Consider the following 25,034-nt stretch of genomic DNA (forward strand, 5'->3'; position numbering starts at 1 on the left):
ATTACTATCAATTTTCTAAATGATTTTTATTAAGCCATTTGTTTATATTATTTTGATGCCAAAATTACTTTTCACAATATAAATTCCATTTTATCTAAATGACTAATAACTTTAATTTTTATGATTTTTTGGAAAATACAATTTTTCTAAATACTATTTTTAGCCAAAGTTAAGCCACTTTATTGTGCATGTGTTTACAATGTAATCAATAATTGCCACATTTAAGTGTAAATAGATGAGCTTAATAATAGACAGAAGATTAAAACATAGATTAAAGTAGAAACATGTGAGCAGTTTTAAAGGTATTAATTCTGCAAAACAGATTGAATAGAATAAGTGAAGCAAATGGATGGGTCCGACTTGGAAAAGTTGGCTCGATAATTGCAATTTAATAAAAAATCACTCTATTGCTCTATATGAATGATTCTATAGATAAATAGAGAGAATGATCATCAAGGAGTTCTTATGAAACGTTCTGCAACCTCTCTCATTATTTCAACAGTTATGCTTTGTACGGTTGGCGCTACTTCTCAAATTCAAGCAGCAGATACATTAGCTAAAATTAAAAGTACCGGAAAAATCGTAATTGGTCATCGAGAATCCTCAGATCCAATTTCATATGTTGTTGCAGGTAAACCAGTAGGTTATGCAGTCGATATCTGTAACCAGTTTGCAAATGACATTAAAAAAGAATTGAAAATGCCTGGCTTAAAAGTTGAGTACAAGGCAGTAACTTCATCAACACGTATTCCTGAGCTTTTGGCAGGCAATATCGATATGGAATGTGGTACCACTACAAACTCTAAACAACGTCAGCAACAAGTCGGTTTCTCAACTAACTACTATGCAACAGAAGTGCGCATGGCTGTTAAAGCAAACTCTGGTATTAAAAGTTTGGCGGACTTAAATGGTAAAGCAGTTGTTACTACTCAAGGCACTACATCTGACAAATACATCAAGATGAATGAAAAAGGTCAGGCAGTTAATGTTCAAAATATTTATGGTAAAGATCATGCTGACTCTTTTGCCATGATGGCATCTGGCCGTGCTGCTGCATTTGTAATGGATGATAATATTTTAGCAGGCTTGATTGCTAAGTCTTCTACACCTAAAGCTTTCGCAATTGTAGGTCCGGTACTTTCATCTGAACCTTATGGAATTATGCTTGCTAAAGATGATCCAAAATTTAAAGCGATTGCAGACCGTACTGTAAATAACTTATGGAAAACTGGTAAAATGGACGCTTTATATAAGAAGTGGTTCTTATCTCCAATTCCACCAAAAAACACGAATTTGAACATGCAACAAAGTTCATCTTATAAGAAATTAAAAGCTAACCCAACAGATGCAGGAATCTAACTGGATCTTTTTGTCCTAAATTTACTTGTGTAAGTGTAAAGATTCATTTGCACAAGTGGTCTATTTTCTAAAGATATTAATTTAAGGGGCAAACATGTCAGTCGGCTCGCTAAACTGGACTATATTCTGTGCGGAGTCTAATGAATATGGTGTCGATAAAGCCGCATGGGCAGAATCAGTTTGTAAAGCTATTGGTAGCTCAAGCTACAATGCTTATGCTGAGGCACCCACATGGTTACAAATGTTAGGTTCAGGCGTGTTCACTATGGTTTGGACAGCTATTATAGCCTTTCTTATCGCATTTTTATTAGGTTCTCTCCTAGGGGTAATTCGTACATTACCCAACAAACCTCTCGCATTTATCGGCAATTGTTACGTTGAAATTTTCCGTAATATTCCACTTATTGTGCAACTATTCTTCTGGGCTTTTGTTTTTCCCGAGTTTTTACCGGACAGCTTAAGTGCAGGTAGTGGGGATGTAGTTGCTGGTGGTTGGTGGAAAAATATTTTAAATCAGCAACCTGCGGTTATTGGTGTTTTTGCATTAGGTCTCTACACGGCTGCCCGTGTATCTGAGCACATACGTGCCGGAATTAATACCGTTTCTCGTGGACAGAAGTTCGCAGCTTCCGCTATGGGTTTTACTACTGCACAAAGCTATCGTTATGTCATTTTACCGGTTGCATATCGTACCGTATGGCCAACGATTACATCTGAAGCAATGAACGTTTTTAAAAATTCAGCTGTTTTATATGCGTTGAGTGTGTTGAATTTCTTTGCTTACACGAAAACCATGCGTGAAGAAACTTCTCAGGACATTATCATTCTTATTCTCTCTACACCTGTTTATTTGATTATCACTTATAGCATTAAGTTTGTGATGGCATGGATTGAGAAACGAATGGCTGTACCTGGCTTAGGTTCAGGAGGGAAGTAATCATGGATTTTTCTTTATTACAAAACCCTGATGTGATCGCGGCACTCAAAGAAGGTTTCATTTTTACGCTTACCGTAACGGTATTAGCAATGATGGGCGGTATCCTAATTGGAACCCCATTGGCAATGATGCGTTTATCTAGCAGTGCCATCGCAAGTAATTTTGCAAAATTTTATGTTGATCTGTTTCGTGGTATTCCACTGATTCAGGTGATCTTTATCTTCTACTTTTTGTTGCCGAAAATATTTGAGTTTCAATCTGATACCTATTGGGGACCATTATTTTCGAGTGTCGTGACCTTTGCTATTTTTGAAGCAGCTTTTTTCTCGGAAATTGTACGTTCTGGAATTCAGTCTATTTCAAAAGGTCAGGTACATGCAGGCTATGCGCTAGGTTTTACCTACGGTCAATCAATGCGCTATGTGGTATTACCTCAAGCCTTCCGTAATATGCTCCCAGTATTGTTAACTCAAACAATCATTCTATTTCAGGACATCTCTTTAGTTTATGTGATTAGTGCACCTGACTTTTTAGGCCGTGCAGATACATTGGCTAATACTTATGGACCTGAAACAAAAGCAACATTCTATTTAATCGTCGCTGTAGTGTATTTCTGTAGCTCGTTTGTGCTGTCGCATTTAGTCAAACGCTTACAGCAAAAAATTGCCATCATTCGCTAATTGGAGATTTTAAATGCCAATGATAGACATCCAACATATCTCTAAATGGTATGGTGATTTTCAGGTTTTAACAGATTGCACGACGAGTATTGAAAAAGGTGATGTCGTTGTTGTTTGCGGACCATCTGGTTCGGGAAAATCAACACTCATCAAAACAGTAAATGCTTTAGAGCCATTTCAACAAGGTGATATTATTGTTGATGGAATTTCACTTAAAGATCCAAAAACAGATCTTGCTAAATTCCGTTCACGAGTGGGAATGGTCTTTCAGCACTTTGAGCTTTTTCCGCACATGACTGTTTTGGAAAATTTGACGATTGCTCAAGTTAAAGTGTTAAAGCGTTCAGTTGCAGATGCTCGTGCAAAAGGTTTGAAATATTTAGAGCGTGTAGGCTTACTTGCTCATAAAGATAAATTTCCGGGGCAGTTGTCGGGTGGTCAGCAGCAACGTGTAGCGATTGCACGTGGTTTGTCTATGGACCCAATCTGTATGTTGTTTGATGAACCGACTTCTGCACTTGATCCTGAAATGGTCGGTGAGGTTCTTGAAGTTATGGTGCAGCTCGCACATGAAGGCATGACCATGATGTGTGTTACTCATGAAATGGGCTTTGCTAAAAGAGTATCTAACCGTTTAATTTTTATGGATGAAGGTAAAATTTTAGAAGATTGCCCAACCCATGAGTTCTTTGATAATTTAGAAGCTCGTCATGAGCGTGCTAAACTTTTCTTAGAAAAAATTCAGGCGATGCACTAATAACCCTAATAAAAAAAGAGCCATTAAAGGCTCTTTTTTTATATCTAATTTTTAGAAACTATATTTTGCTAGCAGGTTGATACGTGAATAATCACCCTTGTCAACTGCAAAAGTTTCACGTTGACCGTAAGTATATTCTGCTCCTAAATCAATATTTTTAACTGGGTTCCAGATTAAATTGACTAAAGCGTTATAAATTTCTTTGTTATAGCTGGTATTGGTTAAATTGCTATTTGCATAGACATTATCATCTTTGTATTGAATACCACCTACAGCAAAAGTAGAACGCAGAATAGGGCTCCATTTACGTTGATATCCAATTACTGCGCTATCGAATTCTCCTAAATTAATATCTTGTGTTGTTGTGTCATAGTTATAAGCCGAATTGCTATAAAGTAAATAACGGCCATCGCCTTTAACATGATAGTAGTTAGCAACTACGCTATCTTGAGGCGTTAAATCATATTTACCACCAACGCCTACACCCCAGCCAAATTTCTCTTCAGAAGTACTATCTTTTGGAGCTACACGGTTTTCATGGGCAAGACCATGTAACTGTAATAGGCCTTTGTTATCCGTAGTTTTGAAATCATATCGTGCTGTTAAAGCAGGAAAACGGCTTCCACCGGCAGCATTACCAGCTTTTTCAACATCGCCACCCTCTAAGGCAACTAATATTTTTTGTTGTGCATTAATTGGCTGGGTGTAACGAACCTGTACTGTACGTGTAGTACCTGTACCAATAGCGCCATTAAAATCTACTGTTTCTGGTGATGTATCTGTGTTTACAAAGGGTGAGGTTGTTTGACCAGCTAACCATTTTCCTAAAGACATATAGGCATGACGAACACGGAAAGTACCATTGCCATTATCTCCATTGCCACCCATGAAATCGGCTTCAATTTTACCTGTTAAATCTCCATATTGAGTTGGACGAGTAATATCTAAGCCAATTCGTGAAGTTGCTGCAGATACATTGAGTGAGTCTTGTTTTGGATCATCTTTATTCAGTGGATAATTGGCACCATTTGAAATACTGCCATTTGAACCTTTAAAGTCATAGGTTGCATCTGCGCGAACACTACCATAAAGCTTGACTTGAGTTTGCCCATCGGCCATAGCCATCCAACCTGGTTTTGATGCAGGGGGTGTAGGGGTGGCAGGTACTGCGGGAATTGTTGCTGGAGCAGTGACAGTTAAAGCTGTTTTTTGTTGATCAGATAGTTTCTGAACGAGTAGTTTTAACTCCTTTACCTCATCACGTAAGGCGTTAACTTCAGCATCTGTAGCGGCATGCACAGACATCGTCACGCTCATTGCACCTAAAGAACTCATTGCTAACACTAGTGTTTTGATTTTATTCACAGGAACTCCCCCGACATGGATAAAAATTTTCCTGCAAATACATAACAAAAATGATGCCAACTTTGCGAAGATTAAAAAATAGTCAAATTTTGATGATTAATTCCTTTTTAGCCTCAAATGGTAGTGAGAATAAGGATTCTGAATAGATAAACCAGATTTAAGCATAAAACTGACTCTCTAAAATGAACCGCCTCTGACACTACTTGCACGTTTAAAAGGCATAATCGAAATAAACTCTATAAAAGAAATAGAGTTTTGCTGTCCATAAACCTTTGTATTTTCAATGCAGAGGTGATGGTATAGGGTTATACTGTCTTTACTGTGAAATTCTGGCTGGAGATTAAGAGTGGAGTTAGATCGTTTTGATAAACAAATTCTAGAAATTTTGTCTCATGAAGACTTAAATTTGAATGAACTTTCAGAACGGATCAATCTGTCAGTCAGTTCTGTGCATCGCCGTATTAAGCACCTGATTGAAGCCAACATTATGGGACAGCTCAAAAGGGAAATTAATTTTAGTAAGCTTGGTTTTACTTTACATATTTTATTGCAAGTTTCACTGAGTAAACATGATAGTGAAACATTTGATAAGTTTCTGTCTGAAATAGAAGCAATTCCAGAAGTAACTAATGCATTCTTGGTAACGGGTCAGAGTGCTGATTTTATTTTAGAGCTTGTAGCACGCAACATGGATGACTACAGTGAAATTTTATTAAGACGTATTGGAAAAATCGACAATGTAGTTGCTTTGCATTCTAGCTTTGTCATTAAAGAATATAATGTGTTTAATTGCTATAACTTGCTCAACAAACTATAAAAAAACGCACCATTTGGTGCGTTTTCTTTGATTCAAATGTTTGATTTAAGCATCAAGTTGAGCCAAAACCTCATCCGAGAATTCAACGTTAGTATAAACGTTTTGTACATCGTCAAGATCTTCAAACATATCAATCATTTTAAGAATTTGTTTTGCTTGGTCAACATCTGTAATTTCAGCTTTTGTAGATGGACTCATCACAACTTCTGCGTTATCAGATTTTAAACCAGCAGCAGTAAGGGCATCTTGTACTTCACCAAAAGTTTCTGGTGAAGTGATTACCAAAATTTCGTCTTCTGAAACTTCAATATCTTCAGCGCCAGCTTCTAAAGCAACTTCCATGATTTTATCTTCTAAAGAAACATCTTCAAAAGTAATCTCACCACGTTTAGTAAATAGATAAGATACAGAACCCGCAGTTCCTAAGTTACCATTTGTTTTACTAAAACAGTGACGTACGTCTGGTACTGTACGGTTTAAGTTATCTGTCATTGTTTCAACAAGAACAGCAACCCCGCCAACACCATAACCTTCATAAGTTACTTCTTTTAGATCATCATTATCTTCACCACCAGCACCACGTTGGATAGCACGGTTAATGGTGTCACGTGTCATATTAACTGAGAGAGCTTTTTCAACTACTGCACGCAGACGAGGGTTGCTAGCAGGATCTCCACCACCAAGTTTGGCAGCAGTCACAATTTCACGAATATATTTAGTAAAAACCTTACCGCGACTTGCATCTTGTTTAGCTTTACGATGCTTAATATTGGCCCATTTAGAATGACCCGCCATGGACGTGAACTCCAAAAAAAGAAAATGCAAAAGTGCTGGAATATTAGCATAGGCTTGGTTTTGTTGAAAACTGTTGCCCTGCGTTTTGTTAGCCAATTGAATAAGAACAATAAGCTTAAGACCTAATGATTGAGATTAGGTCAAATCAAGTCCAATTTGATTTAGTTAATTTTTACATCTATGTCAAATTGAGCGTACAGCTCTTTAATGGTTTCCAAGTCTTTTTGTAAATCAGTCGGGTAAATTTTACCTAAAATCCCACCTTGTTTACTTCGAGCATTGGCATACATTAAAACAATAGGAACATTGGCTGCTTTTGCAATATGCCAAAAACCTGTACGGATAGGCTTACGTTCAGAGCCATCTTTAGCACGTGTAGCTTCTGGAGCAATCACTAAGTTAAAAGTTTCATGGGTTTGAAATTGCTCAACCATTTGCGAAACGATATCTTTACTTGCTTTACGATCAACAGGAATGCCACCCAATTTTTCTAAAATTGGCTTAAGTGGGCCTTTGAAAAGTTCTTTCTTTATTAAAGTATGAATTTTGATGTCTAACATTTGGAAGAGGGCAATCGAGAGCACTGCATCTAGATTTGAAGTATGTTCAAAGCCAATAATAACTTGTTTTTTCTCAAGAATTTGTGGGTCTACATTGTAGGTCCAACCAACGGCTTTAAAGATAGAGTTACCTAGAAATTTTTTCATACATCAGTGCAAATTGATAAATTTTCAGGATTCTAATATGAGTTTGTAAAAAAGCCTAGAAAAATTATGAAAGCTAAAGTAGACCACAAAAGTTAAGGATTATCTAAGTTCTAAAATATTTTAAAAGTTCTTTTTTTATTTTTCTCAAACTTCGTCTGAAAGTAATAAACCTAGATAATTTTAAAATTAAGATACTGGTTGTGGTATCTCTTCATTAATTAAATATTCAATATATTTCCAAATTTTTTCAGGGTTAATAAGGTTTTTATCGGTCGTTCCATCAATAATCATCCCATCAATAATAGAAATAATGATATGAACAAGGGGAGTTGGGTTTTCTATACCTAACTGAGTAAGTTTTTCATGTAACAGATTAGTCAACCATTTTGTATATTCATAAAATGGTTCACGAATTGAAGTATATTGTTTAGATACTTCAATAAATGCCTTTTTAAATAAACAGCCATTAAATGTTTCGCTATTGATCCATTCAATATACCAATTAAAAATAATATGAATTTGCTCAAGAGGACTAGCATCTTGATGTAAACTTAATTGTTCATTGATTGAGTTTTGGATATTTATATTTCGATGTTGCAAGCATTCCATAATTAAATTTTCCTTTGACGGAAAATATTTATAAAAAGTCATTTTTGCAACATTTGATTCAGCAATAATACGGTCAACACCAGTAGCATTGTACCCAATCTGATTAAATAAATTTAAAGCAGTATTTATAATATCTTCTTTTTTTGACATTACTATTCCATATAGTTAAAACTAATTATAACTTAATCTAAAATATTAAATTTTTAATACAAATTATGATAATAAAAAACTGATTTTGATTCAAGTTGAGATTGTGATAATGATTATCATTAATTGGAGTTTTTTTAAATTTTTTATTTGATTTCGTACGATTTTAATTCTAATATTAATCAATGAAGGAACATATTTAAATATTAATTTAAGTCATTGTTTTTATAATAAAATATGTAAAAATCGATCATGCTTCAATAAGTTTAATGAGAGCGGATATGCCTAAGAAATTTGAGAATTTTAATAATCCTAGAAAGAAAGCGCTTACAGGGATGAAACAAAGCATTTCAGCTGAACTATGGGAAAAAAATTCAAACTTTTTAACCCGATTAAGAGCAAAGATTGCGAAACATCCTGTATCTCATCATCCTGCAATCGATACTTTAAATAATGGCGAAATTAATAAAGAAGATTTAAAAAAAATTCATTTAGAGTATCGCCATGCAATTGTGCAAACTTTTACTGATGCATTGCTCATGGCTCAATTTCAAACTAAACAATTAGAGCCGAGATTGCATGCTGGTGCAAAAATGTTCCCGCGTTTTCTTTTGAGTTTAAATATTTTTGATGAGTTTGGATTTCGGCCAGGGTTGGATAAAGACGGCTACTATCAGGGAAATCCTGAATATGCTCATTATCCCTTATTTGAAGATATATTGAATGATTTCGGTATTACAGAACAAGATCGTCTAACTTATCATCCGACTGAAATTGCAGATCAGGTTAGGGTATTTTTAGAAAATGCTTATGATGACTATAAAGCTGTTTCAGCTTTATTAGCAGTCGCAGAAGAAGAAGTCATTCTGTATAGTCCACCTTTACGTAGAGCAACTAAAGCAGTTGGTCTAGATGTGGAGGGTGGTGGTTATTATCATGTACATGGTATTTCTGAGGATGAAAGTGCTGAAGCAGCAGATGATGATCATGAAGAAGATTTATGGTATGTCTTGATGCAAGCTTGTACAGAAGAAGACTATAACTATATTGAAAAATTATGCTTAGAATATTGTGATTTATGGGAAAAGTTCTGGGATACACAATTAGAGAATTCTGAGCCCATGCGAAAGCAAATCTTAGCTTAATAGATGAAAGATGAATATTTAGTACGGAACGTAAGTGTATTTTAAAACATCTAAAATTTAGGGATAAAATAAATTTAAATTTTGAGTATTTTTTATAAGAGTAAAGCATATTCTATTTGGATATATATTAAAAAACCCCATAAACTTTTTGTTTATGAGGTTCGGTATTTGGTGGGCCCACACAGACTTGAACTGTGGACCAACGGATTATGAGTCCGCTGCTCTAACCAACTGAGCTATAGGCCCTATAAGTCAGAAAAGCTTTTAATCTCAATGCTTTTCAGTGCGTGCAATACTAATCAATTTTTTAATTAAACACAAGTCATTTTCTGAAGTAGACGCAAACTAAACCCAAAAATATTGTGTCATATTGGCTAATATTTCAAGCGATAGTGATTCTAGCTTATGTGTACTTCAAGAGTAAAGTGGAAGAAGTTATTTATCGATCAATTAGAATTTATTCCAACAATCTATTGTGACGATGACTTAATTGTATTTGTAGTTTGAGACATTAATTTATATAAAATAAATTTTGTTTAAAATATAAGCAGGAAGTGTGGATGTGCTGTTTGAGTATTGTGAAAATATAGAATTAGAAAAACTTATTTAAGATAATATAAATAGAGATTAAAAATACTATATAAAAGTTTCTATATTTTCATATTGTAATTAAAATTTAGGTATAACAAATCGTCTTTTAATTATATCTTTCGAAAAATAATAGTTGAAATAACTCTCTTAATAAGTTCTAGTCCATATAGTAAAGAACATAGACTATTAGGGCTAAATGACTTTAGACAATAGCATCATGAATTTTTAGAGTAGGTCGAAATTTAAAATCAACTTAAAAAGTAAACACTGAGATATAAAGTTAGCAACTTTAATAATGAAACATAAAAGTAACAAATAAAGGGATTCAAGATTTTTTTGATGCAAATAAATTTAATTAAAATATAATAATTTTTCTTAAGGTGTTTTTTGTGTTTTTCTAAAAAAGCTGTTAAGGACGGTAATAGAAATTTTTATCATTAAACTATCTTTCCTTCTCTAAAGTATTTTCTATATAAAACCTAAATTGTGATTGTTTTCACAATAGTGTAAATGTTTGTATCTTATAAATTTTATTCTTGACTAAAACACTTGGTTTTAATAAAGTATAAGTGTATTTTTTACAAAATAAAATATTATTGCTTAATCCTGAAATACAGCAACAGGCCTACTTTCTAAGTAGGCTTTTTGTTTTTAGTAGTATTTAAATATAGAGTACAGAGTAATAAACTTAAGCTTTAAATAAACTAGATTTAACAAGAATCAAAATTATAAAAATCCTTAGACTTTCAGAACTAACCTATAAAGTTTTATAAATTTTCTTGAATAATTTTAATTAACTCTCTAGCTGCTTTAGGTAAAGGGCGGTCTTGGAGCCAAATTAAATAAATAGATAGAGGTAAATGATTTTTCGTATTTTTAAAATCTAAAAGGACTAAGTGACCTTGATCAATTTTATCTTGTACTAGTGATAACGGAAAATTTCCCCAACCAAGTCCAGCTTCAACCATATTAATTGCTGTTTGTAGACTATTGGTTTTCCAGTACATTGCACCAATAATTGAACGGGAATCTGTCATTTCATGCTCACTACTCGCCACAACAATTTGTCTAATATTAATTAATTCCTCGATAGAAAACCGTTTTGTTCCATCTTGTAGAAGAGCGTGGTTAGAAGAAATCGTAGCCGCCACTGTTTCAGTCATTACCAATTGTAGATTCTCGCGCATTTTTATATTGAGGTCTGAACCCGCTAAGCAAAGACTGATTTGCTCCGTATAAAGTAAATTAACAATGTCGTCTTGGGGAGCAGTAATAACTTCTATGTTCAGTAAAGGGAATTTATCAGCTAGTTTCTTTATTGAATGGAATAATAATTTTGTATTTACATCGGAAACAACGCCAATACGCAATTTACTTTCAAGTCCTAAAGAAAGTTCATGTGCATGAGTGCTAAATAGCCTAAGTTGTTCAGAAATGATCCGTGCTTGAGGTTCCAAGGCTAATGCTGTAGCAGTAGGAATGACCCTTCTAGGAGTCCGTTCAAATAATATATAACCCAATTCTGCTTCTAAATTAGCAACGGCCATACTTACTGCTGAGGGGACTCGATTTAGTTTACGAGCAGCCGCAGAGAAAGAACCCGTATCGAGTACGGTTATGAAAAGTTCAATATTTTCACTGTTAAAATTCATTTTGATATCAGCTGAACTGAAAGCTATTAACTTTATATATGATTTTGACTGAAATTAAAATATAAGGAATGAAGCAGAGTTTATTGATTATGCAAGGTATAAAGCGTCGAATTGTATATGTTTCTTCCTATGAAATAATCGGAATGGTTATTTCATCAGTAGGGTTAGCGATTTTGGCAGGTGATAGTGTTGAACATACTGGACCACTCTCTGTCATGATTACGACCATCGCTGTAACTTGGAATTTTATCTACAATATTTTATATGAGAAATGGGAAGCTAGACAAAGCAGTCATATCCGTACAGTTAAGCGTAGAGTGGGGCATGCTATTGGTTTCCAACTTACCTTAGTCTTGTTTTTGATTCCTCTTATTTCATGGTGGATGGATATTTCCCTGATTGCTGCTTTTTGGTTAGATGTGGCCTTTATTATCATTATCCCTATCTATACTTTTATATTTAATTGGAGCTTTGATAAGTTATTTGGATTGCCTATTTCGGCACAGGCTAAAGCGCTATCAGAATAACCGTAAAATTATTTTATAAGCTATCAAGGTGATCGACGTTGATAGCTTATCTAGTTTCATTATTTGATTTGATCAATGACTAACTGTTTTGAAAACTTGAGTTGAGCTTTCTTGGCGAAAATGTAGTAAATCAATGCAGTAGAGATAAGTCCTACAAGCCACGATAAATCGATTCCTCCTAACATTGCCGCAATTTGACCCGTATAGAATTTACTATCAATAAATGGTAGTTGAATCAAAATACCTAGAAAGTAGCAGGTAATTCCAATCCGATTCCAACGGCCATACTTACCATTTGGATCATAGAGTGCATCTACATCATATTCTTCTTTAGAGATAAAGTAGTAATCAACAAGATTAATAGCACTCCACGGAATAAAAAAGGTAAGCAAAAACAAAATAAATGCTTTAAAGGTGCTTAAAAAAGTATGTTCACCTATAATTGCAATAAAGGTTGAGACTACAACCATAGCAAGGACAATCAGTAATCTTGTTATTTTTGAGATTTGATTTGTCGATTTGAAACTATTCCAAATCGTAGCAATACACATAAAACTGCCATAGGCATTTAAGGTCGTTAGAGTAACTTTCCCAAAAGCGATACTGAAATATAGAAAGGTTACGACAATGGCAATTGGGTTCATACCCACAACATATTGAACTTCATTTCCGACAAAATTGCCGTTTGCAACCTGAGCGATTAAAACGCCTAAGCTCATAGAAATTTGTGAGCCAATTAAAGAACCTAAGCCGACAGCCCAAAAAACACGAGATGAAGATGTTTTAGTTGGAAGATATCGAGAATAATCTGCAACATAGGGACCAAAAGAGATTTGCCAAGAAGCAGAAAGGGAAACTGCTAACAAGAATGAAGACCAGCTGAAATGACGTACTGCTAAGAGTTCAGAAAAATCAGAAAGTGCGAAGATCTGAGTCAAAATAATCACAAAAGCAATCAAACCAATAATACTGGCTACTTTGCCTACCAAATGGATTAAACGGTATCCAATCGTTGCGAATAAAATGATTAAACTTGCATAAATTAAGATACCAGTTGTATTGCTGACATGTGCCAAATGTGCAATTGCTTTACCCGCTAAAACCTCTCCAGTTGCGGTAAAACCAATATACATAAGGCAAACGAGTATGATTGGAATACAAGCGCCATAAACCCCAAATTGCACACGACTTGAAATCATTTGAGGGAGACCAAGTTTAGGACCTTGGGCAGCATGCAGTGCCATGACGGCAGCACCAAAACATTGTCCTACTAATAAGCCGATAATAGACCAAAAAACATCTCCGCCTAACACAACGGCTAGCGCGCCTGTCACAATGGCTGTGATTTGTAAGTTGGCACCGAACCATAGGGTGAATTGAGCAAATACTCCGCCATGTCTTTCATTTTCAGGAATAAAATCAATACTTCGGTTTTCTATAAAACTACTATTAGGTTTCCCAGCCGATGAGTCCATTTCACTCTCCTTATCCTTTAAGAGCCATCCTATTCTTATTCATTCATATTTGTATAATCAAATATAAACATGTATATACAAGTAATTTTAAGAAGAATCAAATATTTTTGAAGTATTGGACGTTAAAATTGAGTTAAATAATTCATAGATAAGTAGAAAAAGTATTTGACTGATTTTATTTTTAAAATTTAAATGATAAAAAAATAATATATGAAAAAGCCCTCTGCAGAGGGCTCTATTTTATGCATTTGCGTCTAAAACTAGTTGGAAATAAGTGGGAAGTTCAGAAAATTGTACCAGTTGGGTCTTATCTTCTTGCTTAAAATAATACTGATAATTTGGAGTGTCTAAATGGTTATCTAGATATTGGGTTGCATCTGTAAACTGTGCTTTTGCAATCGGCTTATCTTTCTTGCATTTAATAATAACAGGATTTACGGAGTTTAATTTTACAGGAACACCATTTTCAAATTTAGCAGTTTCAATCAATAAGGAAATTTTGAAATCTCCGAAGGTTACACAGAAGTGGCCTCCATTTTCTGTCTTAATTTCTCTGTCAGAGAAAAGATCTTTAAATAAATTCTTAAGGGATTCTCTATGTTTATCTAAGGCAACTTGAAATTCATGATCTCGTTGCTCGATCTTTTCTTGCTCTTCTTGTAGCAATTTGGCTTGCTTTTCAATTGTTGTAAAATCCAGCTTCATTTTAATATCTCCTTTGGTTGTTTTAAAACTATATATGGCAATCTTTTATTAAGTTTTAAAGAAACATACAGTATTTGTTACAACGGAATAATTAAGATGAGCTTTTGTATAAACCATCACAAATGTAAAAAATATTTTGAAAATATAAGAATTTAAAGAAATAATTTATATACTTGAAATGCTGCTACATATTAAAGATAGATTTTTAATGTAGCAGCATATTTCTTATTTTGTACAATGTTTTGCCATAAGTGGAGTGCTTTTAATTTTAAAAAATCCTCCGCTACTCATTACACCAAGCATTACTAAAACTGTTCCTACTAATTGCCAGATATTAAGGGCTTGTCCAGTAAGTAGAGCAATTATCATACTGAACACTGGCACAAAGTTAAAAAAGACAGAAGCACGACCAGCACCTAACTTTTGTATGCCATTAAACCAGAATAGATAAGCAATCATGGTAGAGCAGATAACAACATATCCCATGGCTAAGTGCGCATTTATAGGGGCAGATGTAATCGCTGTAAGAGGATCTTCAAATATCACACTCAACAAACCAAGTGTTATTGCCCCGAACAGCATAGAAAAAGTTGTTGTTTCTAAGGGAGTAGCATTTTTTACATAACGGCGAGACAGTACATTTGCAAGACAAAACCCAAATGCGCCCAATAATATAAATAGATCTCCAATGTCTATTTTGAGGTGCAGCAAAGTCGTTATATGTCCCTGACTAATCACCAGTAACACGCCACTTAAGCCAAATAAAACGCCTAAGAATTTATTAGTAGTAAGTTTTTCACCATCTAAAAGGATTGTCATTAATAGAGTCATTAATGGCGTGGTTGCCATAATTAAAGCACCGTTAACAGCTGATGTGGTTTGAAGTCCATAAAAACAGCCAATGTTAAATCCCGCAATTCCGATAATACCAATAATCAGATAGATAGCTAGATTCTGTCTTAAGGCTGTCCATCTAAGCTGGCCTGTTATTGAAAAGATTAAGAGTAAGCCTAGACTTGCAATAAAAAAACGTTCAGACGCAGCAGATAACGGGGGCATATGTTGAATAATATAAGACATTGCATTAAATGCTGATCCCCAAAAAAACATCGTTAAGACAACACCAGCATAGGCATAAGCCACCGTTCTGTTCATGGACAGGCTCCCATTAAGAAAGGTTTTATTCTCGACAAATCTATAAAGGTGTACAATTCCATATTAATACACTTCTAATGTGAAAATTTGCACAATGATTGATTGGGAAAATTTGCATTACTTTTCAGTTTTTACAGAAGAAAAGTCACTTTCTGCTGCTGCCAGAAAATTGGGAGTAGATCATGCAACTGTATCTAGAAGAATTGCCCAGCTAGAACAAAATTTAAAACTTAAATTAGTTGATCGTAGGCCACGGACATACATTCTGACTCCTGACGGAGAACGTCTTGCACAAGTAGTTGCTCGTATGATGGAAGAAACTTTTTCTATTGAACGTTTAACTCAAGCAGGTCAGCAAGAAGTAATGGGAAGTGTCTCTATTAGTATGCCTCCTTTAACTGCTGCACATCTCATCATGCCTCATTTGGGTAAATTTTATCGCTATTATCCGCAATTAAAATTACGGGTGCTCGGTGATGTTCATTATGTTTCTTTACAGCATAGTGAGGCTGATATTGCGGTACGATTTGGACGTCCAAAGGAGGAAAATTTAGTTGCTCGCAAAGTAGGTGAAATACCTTTTGGAATATATGTAGGTCCAAATTATTTAGCTTCAAAAGATCCTGAAAATTATGATTGGATTAGCGTAGAAGTGGGGGGAGTGCATGGTCAAAAACAGCAAAAGTTAAAAGAAAGGTTAAATCATAAAGAACCTATAATGGTTACCAATAATCCCGAGTTACAGTGGAGAGCTGCATGTGGGGAAATTGGTTTAGCGGTCTTACCAGATTTTTTAGGAGCTCTTAGTAATTTGGTCAGATTACAAGATGATTATCCGATGAGTGCTGAAATATGGTTAGTCACACACGAAGATTTACGGCATAGCCCTGCAATACGTGTAGTAATGGATTTTCTTATGTCTTGCTTTGAGCCATTTAAAGTCTAAGCTATTAACTGCATTCATTTAAAAAGCTGCTGGAGTCCGCAGCTTTTATATTGAGATAAATTTTAAGCCAGACTGACTTCTATTCCTCTACGTAAATTAGATTGGTCCTGATCGGAGTTTAAATCAATTTTGGCATACGATTTGGCAAGTATGCGTCGAGCAGCAAAATTAATTGGTTTTTCTATCAACTTAGGTAATTTGATACCTAAGGGGTTGCTTTCGGTTTGAGATACCTCGGTTTTGACCCTAGTTCCCATAATATAGTCAAACCATGGTTTGGTAACGCACCAATTAGCATTTTGATTGCTTGTCATATGATGATCATAGTGCCAAGGGATGCGTTTCTTAGCATATTCAGGGTCTAAATGGGCTTTTGAATGCACACGCCAATAATTCCATAAGCCATAATAAAGCCCAGCTGTAAAAAAGGGCGCTACTGGTAAGAATACTGTTGCAGCACCAGCTAAACTAATTAATGCTGTTTTTTCATTATAAATTTCTGCATTTTTGAACATTGATTCTGCATAACCTTCATCATGAAAATTATTTAAGCGAGCACGTTTATGATGGGCAATATGAGTAAAAAAAGGGCTATTACGATACTTAGTTGGATATTCGTGTAACCAAACTTTATGGAAGTACCATTCAAGGCCATTTGCAACAAAAATACCGACAGGAAACCCGAGCATACTAATTACTTCTCATGAATCATAATTTAAATGCATTGTAAAATAAGAAAGTTTTATCGCTTTGACTCCATAGGCAGTCCAAGAACTGCCTATAAAATCAATTTTATTGCTTTTGTTTGCGTTGGCGATATGCGCTTGGAGTTTCACCAGTCCAACGTTTAAAGGCTCGTGTAAATGCAGAGGGTTCAGAAAAGCCAGTTAAATAAACAATTTGATCAAGGGTTTCTTTGGTATTTGCAAGTAAACGTCTTGCAAGCTTCTCTCGATGCTGGTTTAAAATTTTTTCGTAATTAGTATTAATTGCTTGTAAATCAGCTCGAAGGGTACGTGGGTTACGATTTAATTGTTCAGCAATAAATTTTTGATCGAATTGACCGGATTCAAGTAAACCATTGCTGAGCAAGCGCTCAATCGCATAAACAAGTTGATGCTTTTCTAAGTTTGATAGTTGCTGTTCAGCAATTGTTTCATGAATTTTTAATAATTCAGGTTCAGCCGCTGGTGATGCTTTATTCAATAATGTACTAGGAAAAATTATAGCGCCTTGTTTTTGGTTTAAAATTACCGGACATTTCCAAGCTTCTTGATAATTATGAGCTGAAGCACCTTGTTGATAAGGTAATGTAATTTGGCTAGGCCTAAACTCGTTATTTGTAATATATTTAAAAAAATTAAGAAAAATACCGATGCCACATTCAAGATAATGTCTTACAGAGTGTTCAAAACCTACTAATAACGCGATATCTTTTTCAACAATTAAAGAAAGATTAAATACATCGGTTAACAGGTGCTGATATCTTAAAGCACGTTGTAAACCTTCACCGAAAGTAGAACTACTTAAAAATAAATATTCAATAACTAAACCTCTGAAAGCAGGCATTTGACTACCTACATGCAAACCAATATCAGGATCTTCACTTATTTCTTCTGCCGCTGTCCAAAATCGCTGTTGAGTAGAATTGTCTCTACGAATATTTTTATCTGGCAGTTGATTGGGTAAATTTACACTTGCAAAAATAGATGCTGCATCTAATCCCATTTGCTGCATAGTTTGATAAGTCATCCATAAAAAAATTCCAGCATCGGAAGAATTTTTTGACATGTTTTTTATAAATATCCAGAAAGTTGTACAATGCATTCAATCATGAATTTATTGTTAATACGATATTTTTACCTATAAATTTCATTGATCAGAAAAAAAGCCTGCATCTTCACGTGCCTGTTTTAAAGCTAAAATAAAAGATATTAGTAAAAGTAGTCCTATGAGGAAAAGAAAAAGATCAATTTTACTGATCGCGTAACCTATACTTATAGCTCCTAGACTTAGTAAAACAATACATAATATTTTCCAAAAAATGAGCATGTTACGTTCTGATAAAAGCCTAAGAATATTGTTTGTAATTGAAGGGGATTTCTAAATTTATTTATGTTTTTTTTATTATAGATTATGTAATTCTTTATAATTTTATAAAATTCGTTTTTTATTAAGCTTTTGAAAAATAAAATAAATTATTTTTAGGTCATGTATATCGATTTCTTTCTTTTTTCTTAAAATTAAGTTTTTATTAATTAATAGAATGATAATTCTTTAGAAACACTATAAAATAGGAATGTAAAAAATAAATTTAATTTTTTAAATAATACAAAACAATAGCTTACTGTGATTATTTAAATTTTTGTTAAAAAAAAGACTTGATTTTTAAGCTAAATTTTGGAATTATAGTTATGCAAATTGTGATCTATTTCCCACAATTTGTATTTCAGGTTAAGTGGTTATCACTAATGCTCATTTGCTATTTTTGCTTATGAGCATTTTTTTATGTGACTTTTTAATATAACTACAAAATTTTTGAATTGTTAAATTTTAAGATTATTTAGCTGAGCTAAGCTTAATTATTTTTAATAAATTTTTAGAGACGAATTAATCATATTGAATAGTCACAGTGGCTGTTGCCGTAACCTCACCCGCGCTTACATTAGCCGCTGTTTGATAGTAACGAGCAGTTAAGGGAATATCGTACTCTATAGTCTGATTAGAGCTGACTGTGCCTATATTTTGTTTTATTGTTTTTTGAATTGGGGTAGTGGCACCATTCATATTCCATAATAATTCTACACCCACACCATTGGCTTTGGTTGAGTTTGCTGCACTATTATTAATGACCTGATTATTTTTGGGATCAGAATTATAGTCAAAACTTAAGCTGATGGTGTTACTTGTTGCTATACCCGAGTTGTTTTCGCCGCCGTTACATAAAATCGATAGATTAAAGCTCTGCTCGCCTTGTGTTGAACCAATCGCTTTAAAACCTGACTTTGTAACAGTCGGGAGTTGAATAGGTATATCTACACCATTTTGAATTTCACATGATGAAGACGCGATCAAAATAGGAGCATTACTTAATACTGTAGTAGTTAAAAATGGTCGGTTTTGTTGACCTGATACATAATAGGTGCTGTAACGTCCTGCTACTAATGCTCCTGAACCTGTGGTCATGGATGTTTTAATAACTTCCATAACAAAATATCCCGGTGAAAGGGTATATGCAGTATTTGGGGTTAAAGTACGTCTATATGGATAATACCCAGAAAAATCTGAAGCATCTGCTGCTTCACGATAAAGACGAATACCAATACCGGGAATATTGGTTGCATATACATTATTACCTATTGGGCTAACTGGATAATTTAAGGGGAGAGCCGCAATAATTTGATCACTAGCACGACTACATGTTGCAGTGGAATTATTGGGAGAAATCGTAAAAGTATTCCTTTGTAAGATAGTCCCTATAGGGTCAGTCGGTTTTACGACGATTTTACCAATATTCATCGGGATATCGACGGTGGTAAATCCCTTACTTAAATTACAATTTGCATTTGTATGGCTATAAGCAAATAGACTCGCTGCCAAAAATCCAATTTTTTTTAAAATCTTATTCATTTACAGACTGCCTTTGTCATAATAATTGATTGATTGTTATGCTTTATTTGATCCGTGATATCGTATTCAAGTTCGCATTTTTCAGTATTCCTTTCTCCCCATTTCACATATAAAAGGTCATGGGTTAAGGGGGTTCGTAAATAAATACGGCTGCCTTGCGCAACAATACCTATTACTTCGTTATTCTGGTTATATACCTGTGCGGCAAAAGGTAAATGTGAGCCATCTAAAGTGGTCGGGCTGATAAAAAGTGCGTAACCTTTTTTTGTTGTGAATTGAACTTTAGTGATTGAGCCTGCATAGGGAGCAATACGTAAGCTACTTTCAGCTAGCTCAACCTGTGTAGACATGTTTTGTGGGTCAAGGCTAATGTCATTCATATGGTAAGGCGTAACATATGGGATAACCGCATATCCCTTTTTGTTTATGCTGAGGCCTGGTGTATTACCGACTTGTGCTCCTGTTGCATCTGGTGCATAAACTAAAACCATTGTTTGAGCTTGATCTGGACCAAACAGAATTCCTTGGGAGTGAGTAACGATATTGCCACTCAAGTTAAGCATTTCTTGTTGATATGAGTCAGCGTAACTAAAAGAAGCACCTAATGTTGTGTAGTTTGTCTTATAGTTGCCATTGATATTGAGATTCGTTTGCCCATGGTTTTGACTGGAAATTGATGCGCCGTAATTCAACCGGTTTCCTGTAAAACCGCTAAAACTCAGAATTTGGCTATCTTCACTTATAAGACTATTAAAATTTAAAGAGCTTTTCTTAAAATCTAAGGGAAAGGATAGAGAAATGAGATATTGAGTATCTTGGTTAGCTCGCCCGCTAGCTTCAATAGTTTCACTATTAATTGCAGAGAAACTATAAGTTAAATCTTTAAATTGGTTGCTATAACCTAATTGCAATTGCTTATTAGTAGTAGACTGGTTCCAATAGTTTGTCCACGAACCTACTAAATAGAAATTTCCCCATTGGTTTGGAAGAGCTTGATTTAAATTAAGCTGGAATTCACTTTTTTGCTTACCTACCGAAAAACTATCAATGTTTTGCTCTTGTAAGTCCCGAATCAAAATTGCATCACGTAGTTTGAGATAGTTTTGTGTTGAATAACGATAAGTTGCTAGTGTTAAGTTAGTATGCGTTGGAGAAAATAACTTATTGTAACTTAAACGATAACTTTGCCCTGTCATTTTAGGTTGATAAGAAAAATTGGCATTTGAATGTGTTGCATCAAAAGAAATAGCGCCAATAGGCATTGAAAAAGCTGTACCTAACAATACAGAGAAATACTGCTGTGTTCCTTGAATTGCGCTATAAGTTGTAAGGTAATTATTGATTCCGCGTTGATATTTACCCTGTATTAGCCATGGAGTTAACTTAATGTTTGGGTCTCGAAATTGTCCTAAGGTGAATGAATATCGACTCATTTGAGGACGTAGCATTTCAATTACAGAAGCATATGGAATAGAATATTTTTGAACTACTCCATTAGATTCAAGTACCGAAACTTGTAACTCACCTCCAAATCCTGTGGGATAGAGATCATTAATTTCAAAGTTTCCTGGTGGGACTGTGGTTTGGTAAATTAAATTACCTTGTTGTCTAACTTCGACTTTTGCATTGGTTTTGGCATAACCTCGAACTCTTGGAGCATAACTGAGCATACTATTTGGAAGCATTCGGTCATCACTTGAAATATTCATTCCACGATAGGGCAAAGAGTTAATAAAATCGCTATTAGTAAAATATTCTCCTAAAGTCACAACACCATGGATATCTGGAAATGCCTTTTGTACATATGTATTTGTCGAGGTATAAGAAGAATTATTAGATTGAGAATTAGATTGGCTTTGCCATTTCCATTGTCCATTATGGCGAAACTGCCAACTTGCTAAATTTGCTCCAAGATTGGTTCCCATAAAAGCATAACTATTTGCATGTTGTTCATTGACTATTCGATATGCTGTGGCGTTATAGCTTAAAAAAGCTGCATTAATACCACGATCCCACAAATGTGGATCGATATAGCCTTGCGGATTTTTTTCTAAGATGACTTGCGGGATCGAAATATCAATTCTTAAACGGGAACTATCAAATACATAAAAAGCACTATCTATCCATGAAGCGAGTGCTTTACATGAAAGAGATGAATTAGAGTCATGTTGACTTAGAACATTAGCTTTTACCCCATATTCAAGCAACATGGCCTCTGTAAAACATGTTTCAGCATTTATGTTAGGGGCTGAGGCAGTAAATCGCATACGCCGTTTACCCAGCCATTGACCATTAATATAAACATCTAAGCTATATTCACCAGGCAAGATCGGGTTTCCGTATTTGAAGCGAGCTATATCAATTTTTTGTGCATTACCTACTAAGAAATTGCTATCAAATTCAGCCTTTGTAAAATGTGGAACATCAGTAGTATTTTCAGCATATATAGCCATAGACATGAATAGCGTAATACTTGAGACGACATACCAAGTAAAGGGGCTTTTTAAACATATATAAGGTATAAACCATTTAGACATAGTTCTAGAGCCTACTCATGATAGGTTTTAAATTTTCTTAAGAAATACAATGAGGTTAGAATTTTATTGGGTGCTCAACTCGTCCACCGTAATCATTGATATACACAAAGCTCATATCTGCTAAGTTTTTATTTTTTAGTTTAATTTTATCCTCTGAATAAGGGGCAATCATTAAGCCTTGTTGCAATAAGTCTGTTTTATGGCCTTCACTTCCTTGAAAAATGGAGGTAATAGTAAGAAAAAAAGGTGTCGGATTTTTTATCATTAGATATTGATCATTTATTTTCCACTCGACTGTGTCACTTAGTTGATCAATATTTTCTTTTAGATCTATAGGGCGGTAAAAAAATTTAATTCGCGAACGAACAGCGAGTTGCAAAAAATTGTTAGAGGTTGTTGTGGTTTGACCTTGTTGAGTTCTTCCTTCAGGTTTAGGAGGGATATCTAAAACATTAAGCCAAAAAATAGATTCTTGTTGTTGGCTTAGTTGAGATGTAGTAGGTAAAGCTGTAATTCTTAAGGTTTGCCCCTTAGTTGCTTCTACTCGTGAAATTGGTGGAGTAATAATGAAAGGTACATTTGTTTCATCTGGTGTTGACTTTGCATTTCCATCATCGATCCATGCTTGAACAAGAGACGGGGCCGTGCCGTTATTACTTAGTTGTAATGTGATCTCACGTGCATTTGAAGGGTAAATGACACGAGTACCATGTAAAACAATTTCAGTATGGCCTGTAGTAGTGAGCACTACTTGCAGACACACTAATCCCCAAAAAAATTTACGACCACGAAAAAGCATCAGTCATATTCTCAATAACAAATAATAGGAAGGAGATAGCTTCTATTCATGAATAGAAGCTTCAATTTTAAGTTTATTGATAAATAATCGTATATTTTACTTGCGATGTTACCGTACCAGCAGTAGAAGCACCTGTAGCATAATATTCAGCATAATAGTTAAGATCAGCACTACCGCCTGCTGAAACATTTACCCATTGTGAATTCGTCTGAGTTTCATTTGTGCTTGTAGCAAGTAAAGGAATTACAGCGTTATTACTGCCAAGTAACTGAATATTTACATTTGTTGCTGCACCAGAAGTTGCTTGGTTTAATAAACGACCCGTATTAAAGTCAACGGTTGCGCCTGGTTCAAAATAAGTTGCGACTTTACCTGCAGCGGTACAGTTCGTTAGATTAATTTGAAAAGGTGTACGACCAGCTACATCACCAGCATTTTTTAAGGTTTGAGATGAAACAGTAGGCAAATTGATTGTTAAATTTTTATCTCCAGTATCAATAGTACAAGTATTATCCGTGACAAGACCATTAATAGTAATTGTGCCATCTGCTGCTTGTGCATTTGCTATATTTAAGAGAGAAACTGCCGCCACAAAAATAAATTTTTTCATAAAATCCCCAGAATAGCTTTTTAAAATAAAATCCATTACTTTTCAGTAAGTTTATTCGGATTAAGTAAGGCGAAGGAAATATATCACTTTTCAATCAAAAAACAAGGAAAACATTATATTTATATATATTTTGATCAATTGTTTTTATTAATAAAAATTAAATAAATTATTTTTTATCAGTTGGTAAAATAATTAGTTGGTTTTTATTTAAAATAGAATTTAAAAATTAGTAATATCTAAGTGATTGTATTGTATTGAATTAATGTAATTTTAAAATATTTAAGATAATAAATATCTAATATTTTTGATTAAGTTGTTGTTTTTGAATGATAAAATTGTTTTGTGTATATCTTATAAATATATTTAATTTTTTAAGAATTTTTTAAGGTTCAATTCCTACTGTTTTAGTTGTAATTCAATAAAAGATAATCTGGAGTTCAGTTCCATGAATACTATGAAGTATAGCTATAAACCTAATTACTTTTTCTTTGCTCATAAATTAGTTTTATTTTTAAAGGATTATCTCATCAAGCATCCGACGGAGCAGCAAACAACGTTTAACTTGCAAACGATTTATGACATCTTTAGCCATGATCTTGCTTCAAGTACGACAAACCTTGAAGGTATCTTAAATATTGCAGATGAATATGTCTTTGAAACAGAAGATGGCTTACTTCCATTAATTAGTAAGCATTCAGTCAATCTCAAAAATCATGTGCTTTCTTTAGAATTTACACCTCAAGCCTTGGCAAGTCTGTTATCAGGTCATTCGTTAGTAAATCCTAAAGCAGCTTAGATTTTCTTTTAAGGTAGAGTGAACTCATATAAAATTCATAAAATTTATTTTTAAGAGTTATTTATGAGTAAAGACTTCAAGGCTTTAACTTATATTGCGGATGAGAATGTAGCAGATACAGTGACTTGGCTTTTACACCATCAAGATGTTTTTGATTCTTTTAATTTTGATGTGTTGAGCCAAGAATTCACAGTAACACATGCAGCAGGAAAAGATATTATTCGAGTCGGAACCTTTCTAAATGCTACTTACGGAATATTAGTAACTTCTATATAAATGAAAAAAGCCCTGAA

The 25,034-nt window shown here is 34.3% G+C and carries 25 protein-coding genes and 1 tRNA gene; 10 read left to right on the plus strand and 16 right to left on the minus strand.

Annotated features, from left to right (window positions below):
• Window positions 1-465 precede the first annotated feature (465 nt).
• The 4 genes from WBW42_RS17470 (at window position 466) to WBW42_RS17485 (ending at window position 3,733) form a co-directional block, all read left to right on the plus strand.
• On the plus strand, window positions 466-1,359 hold the full coding sequence (locus tag WBW42_RS17470) for an amino acid ABC transporter substrate-binding protein (RefSeq protein ID WP_014206541.1): 894 nt from the start codon (window positions 466-468) through the stop codon (window positions 1,357-1,359).
• A gap of 94 nt (window positions 1,360-1,453) precedes the next feature.
• Window positions 1,454-2,296, plus strand: coding sequence for an amino acid ABC transporter permease (locus WBW42_RS17475; RefSeq protein WP_002114400.1), 843 nt, complete (start codon window positions 1,454-1,456; stop codon window positions 2,294-2,296).
• Window positions 2,297-2,298: 2 nt separating this feature from the next.
• Window positions 2,299-2,976, plus strand: coding sequence for an amino acid ABC transporter permease (locus WBW42_RS17480; protein ID WP_005076376.1), 678 nt, complete (start codon window positions 2,299-2,301; stop codon window positions 2,974-2,976).
• Between the two features lie 13 nt (window positions 2,977-2,989).
• Window positions 2,990-3,733 carry an amino acid ABC transporter ATP-binding protein gene (locus tag WBW42_RS17485; RefSeq protein WP_002114298.1) on the plus strand — a complete coding sequence of 248 codons (744 nt, stop codon included), beginning with the start codon at window positions 2,990-2,992 and terminating at the stop codon, window positions 3,731-3,733.
• 51 nt (window positions 3,734-3,784) lie between these two features.
• Here the strand turns inward: WBW42_RS17485 and WBW42_RS17490 are convergent, their stop codons facing one another.
• The gene (locus WBW42_RS17490; protein WP_214285929.1) at window positions 3,785-5,098 is read right to left on the minus strand and encodes a DcaP family trimeric outer membrane transporter; all 1,314 of its coding nucleotides are present in this window, start codon (window positions 5,096-5,098) and stop codon (window positions 3,785-3,787) included.
• Window positions 5,099-5,444: 346 nt separating this feature from the next.
• On the opposite strand from WBW42_RS17490, the gene WBW42_RS17495 reads away from it, so the two are divergent.
• A complete protein-coding gene (locus tag WBW42_RS17495; protein ID WP_002050132.1) occupies window positions 5,445-5,915 on the plus strand; it encodes an Lrp/AsnC family transcriptional regulator in 471 nt (156 codons plus the stop codon).
• A gap of 45 nt (window positions 5,916-5,960) precedes the next feature.
• On the opposite strand, the gene WBW42_RS17500 is transcribed toward WBW42_RS17495, so the two are convergent.
• The 3 genes from WBW42_RS17500 to WBW42_RS17510 all read right to left on the minus strand — a co-directional run bounded on the left by WBW42_RS17500 (window position 5,961) and on the right by WBW42_RS17510 (window position 8,176).
• A complete protein-coding gene (locus WBW42_RS17500; protein ID WP_002114471.1) occupies window positions 5,961-6,710 on the minus strand; it encodes a YebC/PmpR family DNA-binding transcriptional regulator in 750 nt (249 codons plus the stop codon).
• 161 nt (window positions 6,711-6,871) lie between these two features.
• Window positions 6,872-7,417: a 1-acyl-sn-glycerol-3-phosphate acyltransferase gene (locus WBW42_RS17505; RefSeq protein ID WP_017386783.1), complete on the minus strand. Its 546-nt coding sequence runs from the start codon at window positions 7,415-7,417 to the stop codon at window positions 6,872-6,874.
• A gap of 186 nt (window positions 7,418-7,603) precedes the next feature.
• Window positions 7,604-8,176, minus strand: a complete 573-nt coding sequence (locus WBW42_RS17510; RefSeq protein ID WP_005076373.1) for a TetR/AcrR family transcriptional regulator — start codon at window positions 8,174-8,176, stop codon at window positions 7,604-7,606.
• A 278-nt stretch (window positions 8,177-8,454) separates the two neighbouring features.
• Between WBW42_RS17510 and WBW42_RS17515 the strand changes: the two genes are divergently transcribed.
• Window positions 8,455-9,318, plus strand: coding sequence for a heme oxygenase-like domain-containing protein (locus WBW42_RS17515; protein ID WP_032003481.1), 864 nt, complete (start codon window positions 8,455-8,457; stop codon window positions 9,316-9,318).
• Window positions 9,319-9,487: 169 nt separating this feature from the next.
• Here WBW42_RS17515 and WBW42_RS17520 read toward each other — a convergent pair.
• Window positions 9,488-9,564 (minus strand) — tRNA-Ile (locus tag WBW42_RS17520).
• A 1,112-nt stretch (window positions 9,565-10,676) separates the two neighbouring features.
• Window positions 10,677-11,561 carry a LysR family transcriptional regulator gene (locus WBW42_RS17525; protein ID WP_032057054.1) on the minus strand — a complete coding sequence of 295 codons (885 nt, stop codon included), beginning with the start codon at window positions 11,559-11,561 and terminating at the stop codon, window positions 10,677-10,679.
• 89 nt (window positions 11,562-11,650) lie between these two features.
• Between WBW42_RS17525 and WBW42_RS17530 the strand changes: the two genes are divergently transcribed.
• A complete protein-coding gene (locus WBW42_RS17530) occupies window positions 11,651-12,088 on the plus strand; it encodes a PACE efflux transporter (RefSeq protein ID WP_032057053.1) in 438 nt (145 codons plus the stop codon).
• Window positions 12,089-12,147: 59 nt separating this feature from the next.
• On the opposite strand, the gene WBW42_RS17535 is transcribed toward WBW42_RS17530, so the two are convergent.
• The 3 genes from WBW42_RS17535 to WBW42_RS17545 form a co-directional block, all read right to left on the minus strand.
• Window positions 12,148-13,563, minus strand: coding sequence for a purine-cytosine permease family protein (locus tag WBW42_RS17535; protein ID WP_284106481.1), 1,416 nt, complete (start codon window positions 13,561-13,563; stop codon window positions 12,148-12,150).
• Between the two features lie 240 nt (window positions 13,564-13,803).
• On the minus strand, window positions 13,804-14,268 hold the full coding sequence (locus tag WBW42_RS17540; RefSeq protein WP_014206549.1) for a hypothetical protein: 465 nt from the start codon (window positions 14,266-14,268) through the stop codon (window positions 13,804-13,806).
• Between the two features lie 225 nt (window positions 14,269-14,493).
• A complete protein-coding gene (locus tag WBW42_RS17545; protein WP_005076361.1) occupies window positions 14,494-15,423 on the minus strand; it encodes a DMT family transporter in 930 nt (309 codons plus the stop codon).
• 94 nt (window positions 15,424-15,517) lie between these two features.
• Here WBW42_RS17545 and WBW42_RS17550 point away from each other — a divergent pair, with 94 nt between their 5' ends.
• Window positions 15,518-16,369, plus strand: coding sequence for a LysR family transcriptional regulator (locus WBW42_RS17550; protein ID WP_032057049.1), 852 nt, complete (start codon window positions 15,518-15,520; stop codon window positions 16,367-16,369).
• A 62-nt stretch (window positions 16,370-16,431) separates the two neighbouring features.
• Here the strand turns inward: WBW42_RS17550 and WBW42_RS17555 are convergent, their stop codons facing one another.
• From WBW42_RS17555 to WBW42_RS17585, 7 genes are all read right to left on the minus strand, one after another.
• Window positions 16,432-17,058 (minus strand): sterol desaturase family protein, encoded by a 627-nt coding sequence (locus tag WBW42_RS17555; protein ID WP_002115991.1) that lies wholly within the window; start codon window positions 17,056-17,058, stop codon window positions 16,432-16,434.
• A gap of 103 nt (window positions 17,059-17,161) precedes the next feature.
• Window positions 17,162-18,160: an AraC family transcriptional regulator gene (locus WBW42_RS17560; protein WP_032057047.1), complete on the minus strand. Its 999-nt coding sequence runs from the start codon at window positions 18,158-18,160 to the stop codon at window positions 17,162-17,164.
• A gap of 81 nt (window positions 18,161-18,241) precedes the next feature.
• Complete coding sequence (locus tag WBW42_RS17565; RefSeq protein ID WP_032057046.1) at window positions 18,242-18,421, minus strand: hypothetical protein; 180 nt, start codon at window positions 18,419-18,421, stop codon at window positions 18,242-18,244.
• 558 nt (window positions 18,422-18,979) lie between these two features.
• Entirely contained in the window at window positions 18,980-19,999 is a 1,020-nt protein-coding gene (locus tag WBW42_RS17570; RefSeq protein ID WP_014206552.1) for a fimbrial protein, read from the minus strand.
• Window positions 19,996-22,536, minus strand: a complete 2,541-nt coding sequence (locus WBW42_RS17575; protein ID WP_032070440.1) for a fimbria/pilus outer membrane usher protein — start codon at window positions 22,534-22,536, stop codon at window positions 19,996-19,998. Before WBW42_RS17575 ends, WBW42_RS17570 begins: the two co-directional genes overlap by 4 nt.
• A gap of 55 nt (window positions 22,537-22,591) precedes the next feature.
• Complete coding sequence (locus WBW42_RS17580) at window positions 22,592-23,335, minus strand: fimbrial biogenesis chaperone (RefSeq protein ID WP_032070439.1); 744 nt, start codon at window positions 23,333-23,335, stop codon at window positions 22,592-22,594.
• Between the two features lie 73 nt (window positions 23,336-23,408).
• Window positions 23,409-23,945, minus strand: a complete 537-nt coding sequence (locus tag WBW42_RS17585) for a fimbrial protein (protein ID WP_005802369.1) — start codon at window positions 23,943-23,945, stop codon at window positions 23,409-23,411.
• Window positions 23,946-24,390: 445 nt separating this feature from the next.
• Here WBW42_RS17585 and WBW42_RS17590 point away from each other — a divergent pair, with 445 nt between their 5' ends.
• Both WBW42_RS17590 and WBW42_RS17595 read left to right on the plus strand, forming a co-directional pair.
• Window positions 24,391-24,741 carry a hypothetical protein gene (locus WBW42_RS17590; RefSeq protein ID WP_017386793.1) on the plus strand — a complete coding sequence of 117 codons (351 nt, stop codon included), beginning with the start codon at window positions 24,391-24,393 and terminating at the stop codon, window positions 24,739-24,741.
• Window positions 24,742-24,804: 63 nt separating this feature from the next.
• A complete protein-coding gene (locus tag WBW42_RS17595) occupies window positions 24,805-25,017 on the plus strand; it encodes a hypothetical protein (protein WP_002121471.1) in 213 nt (70 codons plus the stop codon).
• The last annotated feature ends 17 nt before the right edge of the window (window positions 25,018-25,034 follow it).

It is taken from the genome of Acinetobacter sp. LT1 (genome assembly GCF_059800965.1).

Bases quoted from the DNA above. Each gene is read 5' to 3' on its own strand.
- WBW42_RS17485 (WP_002114298.1), top strand. From the start codon at position 2,990: ATGCCAATGATAGACATCCAACATATCTCTAAATGGTATGGTGATTTT.
- WBW42_RS17555 (WP_002115991.1), bottom strand. From the start codon at position 17,058: ATGCTCGGGTTTCCTGTCGGTATTTTTGTTGCAAATGGCCTTGAATGG.
- WBW42_RS17515 (WP_032003481.1), top strand. From the start codon at position 8,455: ATGCCTAAGAAATTTGAGAATTTTAATAATCCTAGAAAGAAAGCGCTT.
- WBW42_RS17580 (WP_032070439.1), bottom strand. From the start codon at position 23,335: ATGCTTTTTCGTGGTCGTAAATTTTTTTGGGGATTAGTGTGTCTGCAA.
- WBW42_RS17530 (WP_032057053.1), top strand. From the start codon at position 11,651: ATGCAAGGTATAAAGCGTCGAATTGTATATGTTTCTTCCTATGAAATA.
- WBW42_RS17510 (WP_005076373.1), bottom strand. From the start codon at position 8,176: ATGTCAAAAAAAGAAGATATTATAAATACTGCTTTAAATTTATTTAAT.
- WBW42_RS17480 (WP_005076376.1), top strand. From the start codon at position 2,299: ATGGATTTTTCTTTATTACAAAACCCTGATGTGATCGCGGCACTCAAA.
- WBW42_RS17560 (WP_032057047.1), bottom strand. From the start codon at position 18,160: ATGTCAAAAAATTCTTCCGATGCTGGAATTTTTTTATGGATGACTTAT.
- WBW42_RS17570 (WP_014206552.1), bottom strand. From the start codon at position 19,999: ATGAATAAGATTTTAAAAAAAATTGGATTTTTGGCAGCGAGTCTATTT.
- WBW42_RS17590 (WP_017386793.1), top strand. From the start codon at position 24,391: ATGAATACTATGAAGTATAGCTATAAACCTAATTACTTTTTCTTTGCT.
- WBW42_RS17575 (WP_032070440.1), bottom strand. From the start codon at position 22,536: ATGTCTAAATGGTTTATACCTTATATATGTTTAAAAAGCCCCTTTACT.
- WBW42_RS17585 (WP_005802369.1), bottom strand. From the start codon at position 23,945: ATGAAAAAATTTATTTTTGTGGCGGCAGTTTCTCTCTTAAATATAGCA.
- WBW42_RS17475 (WP_002114400.1), top strand. From the start codon at position 1,454: ATGTCAGTCGGCTCGCTAAACTGGACTATATTCTGTGCGGAGTCTAAT.
- WBW42_RS17505 (WP_017386783.1), bottom strand. From the start codon at position 7,417: ATGAAAAAATTTCTAGGTAACTCTATCTTTAAAGCCGTTGGTTGGACC.
- WBW42_RS17525 (WP_032057054.1), bottom strand. From the start codon at position 11,561: ATGAATTTTAACAGTGAAAATATTGAACTTTTCATAACCGTACTCGAT.
- WBW42_RS17500 (WP_002114471.1), bottom strand. From the start codon at position 6,710: ATGGCGGGTCATTCTAAATGGGCCAATATTAAGCATCGTAAAGCTAAA.
- WBW42_RS17545 (WP_005076361.1), bottom strand. From the start codon at position 15,423: ATGAACAGAACGGTGGCTTATGCCTATGCTGGTGTTGTCTTAACGATG.
- WBW42_RS17470 (WP_014206541.1), top strand. From the start codon at position 466: ATGAAACGTTCTGCAACCTCTCTCATTATTTCAACAGTTATGCTTTGT.
- WBW42_RS17550 (WP_032057049.1), top strand. From the start codon at position 15,518: ATGATTGATTGGGAAAATTTGCATTACTTTTCAGTTTTTACAGAAGAA.
- WBW42_RS17535 (WP_284106481.1), bottom strand. From the start codon at position 13,563: ATGGACTCATCGGCTGGGAAACCTAATAGTAGTTTTATAGAAAACCGA.
- WBW42_RS17540 (WP_014206549.1), bottom strand. From the start codon at position 14,268: ATGAAGCTGGATTTTACAACAATTGAAAAGCAAGCCAAATTGCTACAA.
- WBW42_RS17595 (WP_002121471.1), top strand. From the start codon at position 24,805: ATGAGTAAAGACTTCAAGGCTTTAACTTATATTGCGGATGAGAATGTA.
- WBW42_RS17565 (WP_032057046.1), bottom strand. From the start codon at position 18,421: ATGCTCATTTTTTGGAAAATATTATGTATTGTTTTACTAAGTCTAGGA.